General features: G+C 65.6%; 10 protein-coding genes. 5 read left to right on the top strand and 5 right to left on the bottom strand.

Features of this window, described 5'->3' with window-relative positions:
• Positions 1-19 precede the first annotated feature (19 nt).
• The gene (locus tag HG800_RS25005) at positions 20-1,396 is read left to right on the top strand and encodes a Gfo/Idh/MocA family protein (RefSeq protein WP_169980739.1); all 1,377 of its coding nucleotides are present in this window, start codon (positions 20-22) and stop codon (positions 1,394-1,396) included.
• 238 nt (positions 1,397-1,634) lie between these two features.
• Entirely contained in the window at positions 1,635-2,933 is a 1,299-nt protein-coding gene (locus tag HG800_RS25000; protein ID WP_206352447.1) for a hypothetical protein, read from the top strand.
• Between the two features lie 210 nt (positions 2,934-3,143).
• Here the strand turns inward: HG800_RS25000 and HG800_RS24995 are convergent, their stop codons facing one another.
• Positions 3,144-4,574, bottom strand: a complete 1,431-nt coding sequence (locus HG800_RS24995) for a RuBisCO large subunit C-terminal-like domain-containing protein (RefSeq protein ID WP_169980737.1) — start codon at positions 4,572-4,574, stop codon at positions 3,144-3,146.
• Positions 4,575-4,865: 291 nt separating this feature from the next.
• Here HG800_RS24995 and HG800_RS24990 point away from each other — a divergent pair, with 291 nt between their 5' ends.
• Positions 4,866-5,201, top strand: coding sequence for a hypothetical protein (locus tag HG800_RS24990; protein WP_169980735.1), 336 nt, complete (start codon positions 4,866-4,868; stop codon positions 5,199-5,201).
• A 59-nt stretch (positions 5,202-5,260) separates the two neighbouring features.
• Here HG800_RS24990 and HG800_RS24985 read toward each other — a convergent pair whose 3' ends face one another.
• Genes HG800_RS24985 through HG800_RS24970 form a run of 4 tightly spaced genes read right to left on the bottom strand, consistent with a single transcriptional unit; the run spans position 5,261 to position 9,104 of the window.
• Positions 5,261-6,439 (bottom strand): sialidase family protein, encoded by a 1,179-nt coding sequence (locus tag HG800_RS24985; RefSeq protein ID WP_169980733.1) that lies wholly within the window; start codon positions 6,437-6,439, stop codon positions 5,261-5,263.
• Between the two features lie 34 nt (positions 6,440-6,473).
• Complete coding sequence (locus tag HG800_RS24980; RefSeq protein WP_169980731.1) at positions 6,474-7,898, bottom strand: alkaline phosphatase D family protein; 1,425 nt, start codon at positions 7,896-7,898, stop codon at positions 6,474-6,476.
• A gap of 58 nt (positions 7,899-7,956) precedes the next feature.
• Positions 7,957-8,664: a NifU family protein gene (locus HG800_RS24975; protein ID WP_169980729.1), complete on the bottom strand. Its 708-nt coding sequence runs from the start codon at positions 8,662-8,664 to the stop codon at positions 7,957-7,959.
• 29 nt (positions 8,665-8,693) lie between these two features.
• Positions 8,694-9,104, bottom strand: a complete 411-nt coding sequence (locus HG800_RS24970; protein ID WP_169980727.1) for a VanZ family protein — start codon at positions 9,102-9,104, stop codon at positions 8,694-8,696.
• A gap of 366 nt (positions 9,105-9,470) precedes the next feature.
• Between HG800_RS24970 and HG800_RS24965 the strand changes: the two genes are divergently transcribed.
• Positions 9,471-10,121 carry a peptidylprolyl isomerase gene (locus HG800_RS24965; protein ID WP_169980726.1) on the top strand — a complete coding sequence of 217 codons (651 nt, stop codon included), beginning with the start codon at positions 9,471-9,473 and terminating at the stop codon, positions 10,119-10,121.
• 339 nt (positions 10,122-10,460) lie between these two features.
• Positions 10,461-13,502 (top strand): YfhO family protein, encoded by a 3,042-nt coding sequence (locus HG800_RS24960; RefSeq protein ID WP_169980725.1) that lies wholly within the window; start codon positions 10,461-10,463, stop codon positions 13,500-13,502.
• Positions 13,503-13,505: the final 3 nt, after the last annotated feature.

Raw genomic sequence — 13,505 nt, 5'->3', positions numbered from 1 at the left:
CGAACCAAGGAGCCCCGCCATGATCGACGCGACGCCTCCACCGGCCGATCGGTTGACCTCCTCGAAGCCCTCGCGCCGCCGCTTCTTGCGAACGGCGGCGGGGGCCTCGCTCGGCGTGATTGCCGCGCCGGCGATCGTTCGAGGCCGGAACCTGAACGAGAAGCTCAATATCGCGGTGATCGCCACCGGAGGCCGAGGCGGCCACAACCTCAGCCAGGTGGCCACCGAGAATATCGTTGCCCTGTGTGATGTTTATGAGCCCGCCGTGGATCGTGCGGCACGTGAACATCCGAAGGCAAAACGATACACCGATTTCCGCCGCGTGTACGACGATGCGAACCGGTTCGATGCCGTGGTCGTCAGCACCCCTGAGCACACGCACGCCGCGGCCACCTTGCCGGCCTTGTTGCTGGGCAAGCATGTGTATCTGGAAAAGCCGTTGTCCTATAACGTTGCCGAGGCCCGCATTCTGCGCGAGGCGGCCGCGAAGGCCAACGTGGCGACCCAGATGGGCACGCAGATTCACGCCGGAGAGAATTACCGACGTGTTGTTGAGATGATCCAGACCGGCGCGATCGGGCCGGTGCGCGAGGCACACGTCTGGGTCGGCCGCGCCTGGGGGCTTCAATCGGCCGAGGCCGCCGAGCGGAACCGCGACATCGTTTACGTGACCGATCGGCCAACCGATTCCTCGCCGATCCCCGAGGGGCTCGACTGGGATCTTTGGCTCGGACCGGCGCCCGAGCGTCCGTTTCACGAGGTCTACTGGCCGGGTCCGAAGTGGTATCGTTGGTGGGACTTCGGCAACGGCACCATGAGCGACCTGGGGAGCCACTGGAACGACTTGCCCTTCTGGGCGCTCGACCTGAGGGCCCCGTTGACGGTCGAAGCGTTCGGTCCGCCGCCGCACCCGGAGATTGCCCCGGCGTCGATGCGAGCGGTCTACGAGTACGGCTCCCGGGGGGATCAGCCCGCCGTCACGCTCACCTGGTATCAAGGGGACGAGAAGCCTCCAGCGTGGACGGACGGCACCATCCCGCAGTGGAACAGCGGTGTCCTGTTCGTGGGCGACAAGGGGATGCTGCTGGCTGATTATGGGAAGTATGCGCTGCTCCCCGAGGACATGTTTGAGGGCTTCACGCCCCCCGATCCGTTCCTCACCCGACCTGCCAGCCACCATGCCGAGTGGGTTGAGGCCTGTAAGACCGGCTCGCCGACCGGGTCGAACTTCGAGTACGGCGGCTGGCTGACCGAGGCGAACCACCTCGGGAATGTCGCCTACCGCGTCGGTCGCAAGATCGAGTGGGACGCCGACGCCATGCGCGCCACCAACGCCCCCGAAGCCGAGCCCTTCCTGACCCGAGAGTATCGCGAAGGCTGGTCGCTCGGAGCCTGAGTTAAAAAGAAGAAACGGAGCCACGGATGAAACACGGATGAAACACGGATGAGCGCAGAGAAGACTGATGGCCGTCGCGGTCTTGCTGCGAATCCGACAGAAACGATGATCCGTGTTTCATCCGTGGCGCGATTCCCTCTTCGCAAGGTTCGAATCGACTGATCCCGCCCTCCCCCTGTCACGCGCAGGGGAACCCTCCCCGCAGTCTCCCACCGACCGATCCCCCGGAGCCGAGCTCATGACCGGACCAAGATCCACTCCCTTTACGCGCCGAACGTTGCTGGCCTCGACCGCTGCCGTGGCTGCCGGGACGTCTCTGGGAGCCGCCCCGATCGTCCGCACTCCGAACCAGGAGCGGAAGAAAATCGCCTTGATCGGGACCGAAGTGCGCACGCATTCTCATGCGCAGCATTTTATTGATCGGTTTTTGCTCGGCTATGCCTGGAAGGGTGGTTGGCACCGTCCCGAGGTGGATCTGGTTTCGCTCTACATCGACCAGTATCCCGAAGGGGATCTGATCCGCGATCAGGCCGCGCGGTTCGATGTGCCGATTTATCCGAGCATTGCCGACTCGCTGACGATGGGGACCGGATCGCTGGCGGTCGATGGCGTGGTCGTCATCGGTGAGCATGGGCGTTACCCGCGCAACGAGATGGGGCAGACGCGGTATCCACGTTATGATTTCTTCAAGCAAATTGTCTCGGTTTTCGAGCAGTCGGGCCGAAGTGTACCTGTATTCAATGATAAGCATCTTTCGACAAAATGGGCCGAGTGCGTCGAGATGGTCGAGGATGCGAAGCGACTCGACTTCCCCTTCCTGGCCGGGTCGTCGTTGCCGGTCACCTGGCGGTTGCCTGCGGTGGACATGCCGTATGATGCCAACCTGACCGAGAGCGTTTGCGTCGGTTACGGGGGAGCCGACAGCTACGACTTCCACGGCCTGGAAACGGCGCAGTGCATGTCGGAGCGTCGCAACGGGGGCGAAGTGGGTATTGCGAGCGTTCAGGCCCTACGCGGCAAGGCAGTGTGGGACCGGGTCGAGCAGCGCGAAACGACGACCCGGTTGTTCCTGGCGGCGCTGAGTCGCAGCCATACGCTACCGGTCGTGAATGGGTATCCGACCGATCCCCCTTCGATTGAGTGGGCGAGGCGGAACTTCCCGAACGCGTTTGCGTATTTCATTGAGCACCGCGACGGGTTCAAGACCACCTTGTTCATGTGCCCGGTGCAAGATTTTACCTATGCGGGTCTGATCGGCGACGAAGACCGCATTGTTTCCTGCCAGATGCACCTGCCGATGCCCGGCCGATCGGCCACGACGGCCGATTTTTTCAATCCGCTCGTGCATCACATTGAGCGGATGGTGATCGAGAACAAGGCCCCCTACCCGGCTGAACGGACCCTGTTGACCTCGGGCATGACGCTGGCCGGTGTGACGTCGCTGTTCCGAGAGGGTCAGGTGGTCGAGACCCCCGAGATGGAGGTCCGCTATACTGTTTCCGACGAGTCGTTTTATGTGAATGCGGATCATGCTTGAACGGTTTGATCGTGATCGGTAGACATGCTCTTCCCCCTCTCGCCGCTCGCGGGGAGAGAGCCGGGGTGAGGGGTGTGTGAGTTCGAAGTCCAGCCCGGCGTTTCGTCCAGCCCCCCCTCACCCGGCCTTCGGCCACCCTCACCCCCGCTTGCGGGGGTGAGGGTTGGAGACGAGCCGGAGAGGTGCGAGGGAGCTGATCGGAGGGGCGATTTAGCTGACCCGATCGGGATAGCGCTGGCGGAGGGCTCGCTTGAGCGCGACGAGCTTCTGCCGGTCGGCCAGGGCGGAGAGTTCGTCGAGGTGCTTTTCAGCGGGGACGCCGGCCATGGCGCCGGAGCGGTGAACGTCGAGGGCTTCGCGCATGGCCTCGGCGCCGAGCTTCGGCTCGTATTTGCCCGAGTCGTCCTTGATGGAGTTGATGGCCGATCCGGCCAGGAAGAGGATGTGGTCGGTCAGGCCTCGGCGCTCGGCGTCCTGAAGGTTGAGGATGACGTTGCCCTGGTCGAGCGCGCCGGCCCGGGCGATCATCGTCGGGTTCAGGCCGCCGGGCAAGGGGCGCGAGAGGGCGATCTCGGAGGCGGCCCACTCGGCGCCATAGGGCCGCAGGAAGGGAGTGCCGGGCTTGACCGGGGCGGTTTGGCGGAAGTCGATGCCGTCGAGCCGGGCGAGCAGGTCGATCACCTCGCGCCAGATGGCCCGCGTGCGGGTGCCGATCCCGGCGTTGTGGCCGTAGATCGCCGGAGGGTGGCTCAGGTGCCGGGTCGCCTCGCGAACCATGCGGACGGCGCCTCCGGTGAAGGTCTCGCTGAACATCACGCCGGTGGCACCGGCTTCGAGTACGGCGAGGACGGTCTCCAGGATCTCGTTCGGTGCCCCGGTGACGTGGGGAGCGAAGACGATCCCCAGCCCGCCTCGCTGGTCCTTCACTCGTTCGAGCGCCGCCTTGGCCCGCTTCATCCGCTCGGCGACGGGGGAGTAAGGGAGATTGGGATACAGATCCTCATCTTCCTTGATGAACATGAGCAGGTCGCACCCGGCGACCTCGCCGACGATGCGGTCGATGTCGTCGGGGGTTACGCCGGCGGTCGGCTTGAGGATGGTGCCGAAGGCGGGGCGGCCGTCGTCGAAGCCGGTCATCTTCCGCAGGCCGAAGGGGCCGTAGGCCGGGCCGGGGAAGGTGGCGAGGACCTTGTCGGGAATCTGGAGGCTGATGAGTCGAGCGTCCTGATTCTCATACACGTCGAAGATGATGGCCGCGGCGGTCGTGTGCAGGAGGTCGACGGAGGTGAGGTGGCCGTCTTCCTGGAGCATCATCTTCAGGGGGAAGGCAATATGCAGCAGGCCCATGCGGCCGGTCGAGTCGAACGGATCGACCCCGGCGGCGGTGGCGGTGCATTCGGCGAGCAAGGAGCCGGGGGGCGGGTCCTTGATGCCGCTCGTGGCGTGGTAGGCGATTTCCTTGACCGCGTCGCCGAGCGATTCGGTCCGGAAGGCGAAGAAATAGGTGGCGACGATGTGATCGTCGGACCTCGGGGGCGGGTTCTCGGCCAGGCGCTCCTCGACGACCCGGCGGAGGGCCATCTCGCGGGCGTCGGGGTCGTGCCAGAGGATATCCAGGGTCTTCGAGTCGATCGCAGGCATGGAAATGCGGGGCCGTCGGGGGTTGGGTGATCGGAGCGATCCAAAAAAGCCGCGAGCGCCGCGGCATGCCCCGCTCGATCTGAGCGGAGCATGGCTTCCGGAGTATCCCGGACGGGGTCAGGTTGTCAAGCGTCCGGGCCAATCGGTTCCATCCAGGGTGGCACGCTTCGGGCCGGGAATCACATCAACTTGGTACACTGTTGGGCAGTCGCCGTCCGAGGCACCCCCTCATCGCCTCTGCCGGGCGTAACGTAGACGCAGGCCAGCCCCACCCTCAACGGAGCTGATCCGATGCCATCACGACACCCGGACAGCCCGAGTCTCCTGCTCACCTGGGCGCGTGCGGGCGTATCGGCGGCGGTCGGCCTTGTTCTGGTCCCGATCGCGGTCAACGTGCTTGCCTACCCCCTGTTTTCCTGGCATGAGTCGTATCACGTCGCGTGGGGGCTTGGATACTCGATCTTATTCCTCTCGATCTACGCGGCGCCCCTGGGAGGGATCTTCTGGATCTGCTGGGGGGTGATCGCGGCGACCTCGGCCGAGGGGGGGAACTTCGCGGCCGCCTGGCTCTGGTTTGCTGGGTTTCTCGTGGCGCTGACTCTTTGCATCGGAGGGATTCTGTACTGAGCGGCCCGGATCGCCGCCTGCTGGAAGGAATCGTCGGGAGGTGCTGAGGCGACCGTCGATCACTCGGCATCGTGATCGCCTGGCTCGTCGAGTCGAGCGACGAAGATCCCAGAGCCTCCGGGGCCGGCCTCCCAGGCCGCGACGACCGGCCCCTGGCCGTTGATCGAGGAGGCGACGCTCGGGTCGTTGGCCGATCGGAACAGCTCGATCGGCTCAGTGTCGCCGGGCCGCAATTCGAGCAGCCGGCCCGGACGGCGATCAAGCCAGGTGAGGAACGGACCGCTTGGTCCCCAGGAGGCCCAGCCCTGGACACCGGGGCCGAGCAGGCGTTCGGGCTGGCCGGGATCGGCGGAATAGAGTCGTCCGTCGCGCATCCAGACCGTCGTCACCTGCCGCTCGGGACCGGCCGCGATCGCGCCACCGTCCATCGGGCAGACCTCAAGGGGCCAGGTGCCGAGGCCGAGTTTCTGGCTCGGTTCGAACGTCTTGCCGCCGTCGAGCGATCGGCAAAGGTACATGTCTCGGGCGCCGGAAATGGCATCGCGCCACATCACATAAAGGCTGCCATCGGGGCCGAAGGCGACCGAGGGGTGGCAGCAGGGGCAGATGGGCCCCTCGGGAGACTGGTGGATGAGGATCTCAGGCCCCCAGGTCGCGCCGCCGTCGGTCGAGAGCACGCCTCGGATGTGAGCGCGGTTGTTTCGGAGATCGATCCAGACGCAGGCAATCTGACCCTGAGGCCCGCCGGCCATCGCGTGCAGCCCTTCGCGGGCGGAGCTTTCGATCTGATTGAGCCGGATCGGCTCCGACCAGGTCGTGCCGCCATCGGTCGATCGCCACGACCAGAGATCGCCGGCGCTCAGGCCGCCATACGGTCCTCCCCCTGCCCCGCCGATGGCCGAGACCACCACCGCCCCCTGCCCCGCTGCGATGCGGGGGCCTCTCCGCATTCCCAGGGCCAACATTCCGAGAGTGCCAACCGGGACTGGATCCGAGAACGATCGGGCTCCGTCGTCAGAGGAGGCTACGCGGATCTCGTTCCCGGAGCCAAAGGCGAGATAGACCCGACCGTCGGCCGCGATCGTCACCTGGGGCTGTCGGGCCTCGCGATCCTTGACGGCCCAGACGGCCTGAGGTCGATCCGGGCCGGCGCCGATGGCGAGCAGGGCCAGCAGAGCCGCCGCCAGGGCGGATCGTCGGCGATAGGTCCGTGAGTCGTGAGCAACATGCGGCATCATGAGAGGCGGTCCGGTCCTGATCGATCGGAATTGATTACTCGTTGATCGTTCGAACATACTCGTGCTGGACGGTGCCATCAACGTCGTGGAAGCGGAAGGCGATGGTCGGCACGCCGTCGGGTCGATCGACGGAGACGGAGAGGAATCCGCCGAGCATGCGGTGGAAGCGGTGATAGTCGGGCTCGAAGCCGGGGGAGCCGCCGGCGTGCTGGTCGCTGGCGGGGCCGCACGAAAATTCGTGAACGCCGGTCTCCGGGTCGATCGAGTGATATTGCCAGTGGCGGTCGCCGCAGGCGATGAAGGCGTTGTCGGGGAGGTTGGCGGCGAGCCACTCGCGGATTTCGCGACCTTCGGTGGCGAAGGCCTCATTGGCGTGGTTGTCGCGCTTGCGGGCGCGGTCGGGTCCGACGATGGGAGTCGGGCTGACGAGGACCTTCCAGGTGGCGTCGCTTTCGAGCATCGTCTGCTTGAGCCAGGCTTTTTGCTCGGCTCCCCAGATGGATTTGTCGGGGCCGTCGGGCTCGGGGTTGGGGGTTCGGTAATCACGCCCCTCGACGAGCCAGACTTGCAGATCCTTGCCCCAGCGATAGGTGCGATAGGTTGGGCCGTCCCCCATCGGGACCTGTTCGCGGAAGATGCGTAGGCCATCGGCGAAGGTCAGGGGGAGCATGAACTCGGGGGCCATGCCGGGCCAGCAGTCGTCGCTGAGGGTATCGTGATCGTCCTTCTCCCAGTAGGCGGGGACATGCCGGTGAAAGTCGATGTGACGCGGGCAGCCGTACATCCGTTGCCAGTGGTAACGGGCCAGGGGGATGGTCTTCGCCCGTGGGGATTCGTTGTCGTAGTAGACGGTATCGCCGGTCGGGACGAGGAAATCGGGATCGAGGCGCCCCATCGATTCGTAGATGGTGAAGCCATCGGGATGATCCAGATCCTTGTACATCATGCCGGTGACGACGGTGAAGGTGACGGGGGCCGGTTCGTTAGGCAACGGGGCCGTGCGGAACCGTCCGAACAGGGGAGCATGCTCGGGTTCGCCTTCGAGCCCAGCCGTCTCGGCGGCGTAGTGGTAGACCGCATCAGGCTCCAGACCATCGAGCAGGAACTGATGGGCGAAGTCGGTCGAGGCGTCCACCCCGGCCCAAGCGGTCGATCGCGCGTCGGTCAGGTCGGGATCGGTGCCGAAGCGGAGGCGTACCCGTCCCGGGGAACCGGGGCTGGCGTGGCGGAGGGTGGGGACCTCGTCGTCGGTCGGAGTCAGATCGTCGTCGGTCGGCCGGCCGATGAGTTCGGCGCCTTCGGGGTTGCGCTCGGGGTGTTCGGTCAGGCGCATCCAGACGATGGCCGAGTGCGGCGTCACTTCCCCGACCTTCACGCCGGTCGCCTGGCGCGTCTCGGCCGGTAGATCGAAGCTCGCGGCAAGGATCAATGAAGCGGCAAGCCAGGAGATGAACACCATGATCCGATTCCCTCTCATTGGGGGGTGATCGACGGGGCAGGACGCCGAGTCGGTCCGGTCATCCCCGTTTCGCCAGGGGCGACCGGCCTGATCGGCCGGGCGCATAGGGAGCCGTCCCTGCGGCGTGGTTGGTCAGGTCGAAGATGGGGCCGAGTTCGGGCACGAGGTCGCGGAGGATTGCCTCGACGCCGTGCCGCAGGGTCACATCGGCGAGGCCGCACCCCTGGCAGCCGCCTCCCATGCGGAGGTAGGCAACGTTGTCCTTCATCTCCACCAGCTCGACCTTGCCGCCGTGGCCGGCGACGACCGGATTAACGTGCTCGTCGAGCACCTGGCGGACCCGATCGGCCAGGGCGGTTGAGGTGGGCATTGCGGCATGCGCGGCGTCGGAGACGGCGGGATCGCCGGTGGCCAGGTGGCCTCGGATCGCCTCGCCCACCTGTTTGCCGAGCCTCGGCCAGGAGTCGGCACCGGCCCGAGCGTCTCCGATCAGGCGACGGAGGCGGATCAGCGCTGGGCCGATCACGGGGACGCCGCTCGGGCCGTCTCGGGTGATGGTCACGCTGTCGTGTGCGATCAGGACCGCCGTCACCCCCTCGATCGCCATCAGGCGCTCGGCCAGCGGCGAGCCGGACGCGGCCGATCGCTCGTGGAAATAGGCCCATCGATCGGGGTCGAGCACCCGGTTGACGAAGAACCGGCAACGGATCGCGTCGATCGGCTCGGCTCGGATGGTGACCGAGGTCTCCGTGGAAGACACACTCATGGCGTCGATTCCGTGGCGAAGGGCGGATGTCAGGGGTTTGGGTCCGGGGCCAGGTGAGTGGTCCGAGGTTTCCCGAGCCAGACAAGGATGAAGGCCGCGACGATGCCTGAGACATTGGCGATCAGATCGTCCAGGTCGGTCGTGCGCTCCAGAACCGGGATCGACTGACCCAGCTCGGTCCCAATGGCGAGCGCCAGGCCACCGAGGAAGGTTGCGCGGATGCTCGCTCCGGCCCCGTGCCAGAGGAGACCGAACACGAAGAAGATGCCGAAGTGAATCGCCTTATCATAGGGTAAGGAGCCGAAGATCGGCCCGAGCAGGCGATCGAGGAACGACGGGCCGTCCCCCCCTCCCCCCGAGCCGAGCCACGAGGCGGGGGTGAGGCAGATGACCACGATCACCACGGTCCAGACGATCGCGGGCAGGGTGCGACGAGTCATCGGTTCTACTCACGAGTTCGATCGAGGCGCGGGAAGACCCGAGCGGGGATCGGGCCATCTGAAGGTCGGCTCTGGCCCGGCCCGGCTCGGTCTCGGAAGGAACAGCATAGCCGAACGCGGTAGCTGGGGGCGAGCCTGTGGGCGGGTGCGGTCGCCGAGGGGGGCTCGGACTCGAACATCGGGCGAGGAGTCACTACACTGGTATTCCCGTGGCCCGTCGCCGCGGCGGGCCTTCGACCCGACGGATCGATTCGCGCTCGCCCCGAAGACCTTCCATTGAGCCCTCGCCCCGATCGGAACGGGTCGGGCTGTGTCGGCTGCGTTGGTGGGAATTGGGGCCAGGCCCAAGGGATGAACGACCTTACCATGAGTATCTCACACCGGTTGATCGCTTCTATGATCTTCGCCACGTTCGCCGCCGGGGCCGCCACCGGCCAGGCCCAGGACGCCAACCCCCGCGTCGCCCTGGAGACGAGCAAGGGGACGGTCGTCGTGGAGCTTTTCCAAAAGGAAGCACCCAAGACGGTCGAAAACTTCCTGCAATACGTTGATTCTGGGCACTACAACAACACGGTCTTCCACCGGGTCATCGGCCCGAACCCGCAGCAGCCGCAGGGCTTCATGATCCAGGGGGGAGGCTTCGCCGCCGGGCAGCCGATCCAGGAGAAGGAGACCCGCGCCTCGATCAAGAACGAGGCCGACAACGGCCTGAAGAACGAGCGCGGCACGCTGGCCATGGCCCGCACCCCAGACCCCGACTCGGCCTCGGCGCAGTTCTTCATCAACCTGTCGGACAACGACTTCCTGAACCATCGGAACAAGACCCAGCAGGGTTGGGGCTATGCCGTTTTCGGCAAGGTGGTGGAAGGGATGGAGGTGGTCGACCAGATTGCCCGGGTCGAAACCGGTCGGGCCCCGGCGATGGCCAAGGGCCGTGGCCGACAGCTTGAGCGGGCCACCTTCGACGACGTTCCGGTCGAAGCGGTCCTGATTCAGACGGCTCGTCGGGTACAGTGACATCTTCGAACGTGTTGAGCCTTTGACGCGACGAGAGCCGAGTCCCGGACGGCCTCTCTGGCTCTCGTCGCGTTCGGGATCGCGGACCGAATTGTACGATTCGGTCCGGTCGAGCCTGCCCAGTGGCCCGAATCTGCCTTAGAATAGGGGTCGCGGGTGTGACAGCCGTGGGGTTGAACGGGTTTGCCCGACGACTGTCTTGAGTTCGACGCATCGCCACTGAAGCAGCCCTTGCGAGTGGATTGGCCCCCCTCATCCAGTCTTCGGCCACCTTCCCCCCGCTTGCGGGGTCGAGGGTTGGGGTGAGCAAGTTTGCGTGGCTCGAGGAATCTGCTTCGGGTGACGAGTCGAGCGGCCCGCGGGGTGTTCTGGGTTGAGATGAACCATCGCCGATTTTTTGTTCCGCTGCTTGGGCTGGCCTGCCTGCTGACCTTGCTGATCGTTTGCTTCGGCCCGGCATTGTTCTGGGGGGAGCAGTTCGCCTACCGAGACGCGGGGCACTTCTACTACCCGCTCTACAAGGTGGTGCAGGACGAGTGGAACGCCGGGCGGGTGCCCCTATGGAACCCCTGGGAAAACGGCGGGATGCCCTTGCTCGGGCAGCCGACCTCGGCGGTGCTCTATCCGGGGAAGCTGCTCTATGCAGGGGTCCCGTACGCCTGGGGGGCGCGGCTCTACACCCTCGCGCATATGCTGCTAGCCCTCGGTGCGATGTTCGCATTGATGAGGCACTGGCGGGTCAGCCGTACCGGATCGCTGATCGCGGCGCTCGGCTACGGCTTTGGTGTTCCGGTGTTGTTTCAATACTGCAATATTATCTTTCTTGTGGGTGCGGCGTGGATGCCGCTGGGGTTGCTGGCGGTCGATCGGCTGGTCCGGCTCCGTCGGCGTCGGGCGATCGTGGAGCTGGCGGCCGTGCTGACGATGCAGACGCTCGGCGGCGACCCGCAGGCGACGTACGTCACCGGCCTGATTGCTGCTGGATATGCGCTGGCGATTGTGGGATCGGCCCGGCGATCGCCCGAGAACCTCGACCGCCCTCGATCGTCTCGATGGCTGGTGTGGACAATGGTTGCAATCGGGGGGCTGATCGCCTGGGTCGGGCTGACGCTCCTTGCCGGGTTCTGGCTGCCGGAGCTGCGCCCGAGGGCCACACAGACGCGGCCGATGCCCATCTTCCCGTGGACGCCGTTCGCCTCGAAGATTGTGCTGGGATGCTGGGCGGTGGCGGTGGTGCTGATCGCGGTCGTCTGGAAGCGGAGTCCGAAGGGGAGGACCCGCATGGCGATGCTGGCCCTGTTGCTCGGATCGGCGGCCCTGGCCGGTTTGCTCTCGGCGGCGCAGCTGTTGCCGTCGAGCGAGTTCAACAGCCTGTCGAGCCGGGTCGCCCGCGAAGGTTCGCACGAGATCTACGCCTTCAGCGTCGAGCCGTACCGCCTGGTTGAGTTCCTCTGGCCGAACGTGTTCGGTGTGACCTTCGGCGTGGAATCGACCTGGATGTATCTGCTGCCACCCGGAGGATCACAGAAGGTCTGGGTACCGTCGCATTACCTTGGCGGGCCGATTCTGGTGCTGGCGATCGCGGCCTTCGGCTTCCGGGGCGGGACGCCGGGCCGGGGGCTCTTGTCGGCCGTTGCGCTGCTCGGGGTGCTGGCGGGGATGGGGATGTATACGAGCCCGCTCTGGTTCGCCCGGTTCGCGCCGGGGCTGGCAGAGCAAATTGGCTCGCACGATCCCCCGATGACCGGACCCGTTCGCGTGGATGGGATGCTCCGAGACGGCGACGGCAGTTTCTACTGGTTCCTGGCCGTCGTCTTGCCGGGGTTCGACGGCTTCCGCTATCCAGCGAAGTTCATGACCTTCGCCGCCTTGGGGATTGCCGGGCTGAGCGGCTTTGGATGGGATCGGCTCATTCGCGGACGCACCCGACCCGTCCTGGTGACGGCCGCGATGGCGCTGGTGCTGACGATCGTTGCGGGGGTGGCGCTGGCGATCGGGTCGGAGCGGTTCGTGGCCTGGATTGCCTCGGATCAGATGGCGACACAAGGCAGCACCTTCGGCCCGATCCAGCCCGAGTCGGCCCGATTTGAGACGGTCCGCGCGCTCGGTCATGCCGCCGTCGTGATGACGTTGATGCTTGCGATCGCCCCCCTCGCCGTTCGCCGTCCGAAACTGGGCGCGGCTCTGATGCTGATCACTCTGACCGCCGATCTGGCTGTGGCCAATTCCCGATTCATCCTGACCGTGCCGCAGGAGATGCTTGACGTCGAGAACACGCCGAGGGTGCTGGAACTGATCGCCGAGGCTGAGGCTGAACAGCCGACCGAAGGCCCCTACCGGATCCACCGGATGCCCGTCTGGAGCCCGCTCGACTGGACCCTGTCGAGCGACCCGGATCGCGTCCGGGAACTCGTACGATGGGAACGTGACTCGATTCAGCCGAAGTACGGCCTGCTTTCGGGGGTCGAATACACCCATACCGAAGGAACGGCGGAGCTTTATGACATTATGTTCTTCTTCGCTCCCTTTCAGCGTCGGCTGCGGCCTGAGGCGGCCCGGATGCTGGACGAGGAGGCGGGCAAGGAGATCGTCGTTTTCCCGCGCCGGGGGTTCGACCTCTGGAATACCCGATACTTTATTGTCCCGATGGTCTCTGCGGAGTGGGTGAGCGAGTTCCGAAGCTTTGCCGCCTTTCTGCCCGACACCACGGTGATCGATCCGGACCGCGAGGCATTTGCCGCCCTGTCGCCCGAGGAGCAAAATCGGATTTATCTAGAACATGATGTTCAAATTCTCAGAAATGAGGCGTATTACCCTCGGGCCTGGATCGTGCATGAGTTGAAGTCGATCACGCCGATCACGGGGCTCGACCGGCAGGATCGGGTGGGGGTGATGAATGAGATTCTGCACCCTGGCCCCGGCGATCCGTTCTGGTCGAATCCGGATCTGAATGTGTACGACCCCCGTCGCATCGCCTGGGTTGAGCCGGATGATCCGAGTGATTTACAGGGGTTTACAAGTGCCGGTCCGCCGCTGGCGGGCGAGCGAGTGGAGGTGGTATCCCATGAGCCCCAGCGCGTCGAGCTTCGGGCCACGCTGGAACGGCCGGGCCTGGTGGTGCTGGCCGACACCTACTATCCCGGTTGGCGGTTGACGATCGACGGCGAGCCCGCCCCCATCATCCGCACCAACCGCATGATGCGGGGCGCCGCCGTGCCGAGCGGAACCCATGAGCTGGTTTATACCTATGAGCCTGACTCCTTCCGCCTCGGCCTGCTTGGCTCGACGATCGGTCTGGCCCTGACGATGGGGATGCTCGGCTGGTCATTCCTCCGGCCGACGCTCGGGAGGGAGGAACCGGGGAGCACCGAGGCGGCATGATTT

The organism is Tautonia rosea (genome assembly GCF_012958305.1).
GTDB classification, from domain to species: domain Bacteria; phylum Planctomycetota; class Planctomycetia; order Isosphaerales; family Isosphaeraceae; genus Tautonia; species Tautonia rosea.
Note: the sequence above shows the minus strand (reverse complement) of the source record. Positions and strands in the feature narration are given on the sequence as shown.

Excerpts from the sequence above, each read along its gene's own strand:
- HG800_RS24975 (WP_169980729.1), bottom strand. The coding sequence starts at position 8,664 with ATGAGTGTGTCTTCCACGGAGACCTCGGTCACCATCCGAGCCGAGCCG.
- HG800_RS25000 (WP_206352447.1), top strand. The coding sequence starts at position 1,635 with ATGACCGGACCAAGATCCACTCCCTTTACGCGCCGAACGTTGCTGGCC.
- HG800_RS24985 (WP_169980733.1), bottom strand. The coding sequence starts at position 6,439 with ATGATGCCGCATGTTGCTCACGACTCACGGACCTATCGCCGACGATCC.
- HG800_RS25005 (WP_169980739.1), top strand. The coding sequence starts at position 20 with ATGATCGACGCGACGCCTCCACCGGCCGATCGGTTGACCTCCTCGAAG.
- HG800_RS24965 (WP_169980726.1), top strand. The coding sequence starts at position 9,471 with ATGAGTATCTCACACCGGTTGATCGCTTCTATGATCTTCGCCACGTTC.
- HG800_RS24995 (WP_169980737.1), bottom strand. The coding sequence starts at position 4,574 with ATGCCTGCGATCGACTCGAAGACCCTGGATATCCTCTGGCACGACCCC.
- HG800_RS24980 (WP_169980731.1), bottom strand. The coding sequence starts at position 7,898 with ATGGTGTTCATCTCCTGGCTTGCCGCTTCATTGATCCTTGCCGCGAGC.
- HG800_RS24970 (WP_169980727.1), bottom strand. The coding sequence starts at position 9,104 with ATGACTCGTCGCACCCTGCCCGCGATCGTCTGGACCGTGGTGATCGTG.
- HG800_RS24990 (WP_169980735.1), top strand. The coding sequence starts at position 4,866 with ATGCCATCACGACACCCGGACAGCCCGAGTCTCCTGCTCACCTGGGCG.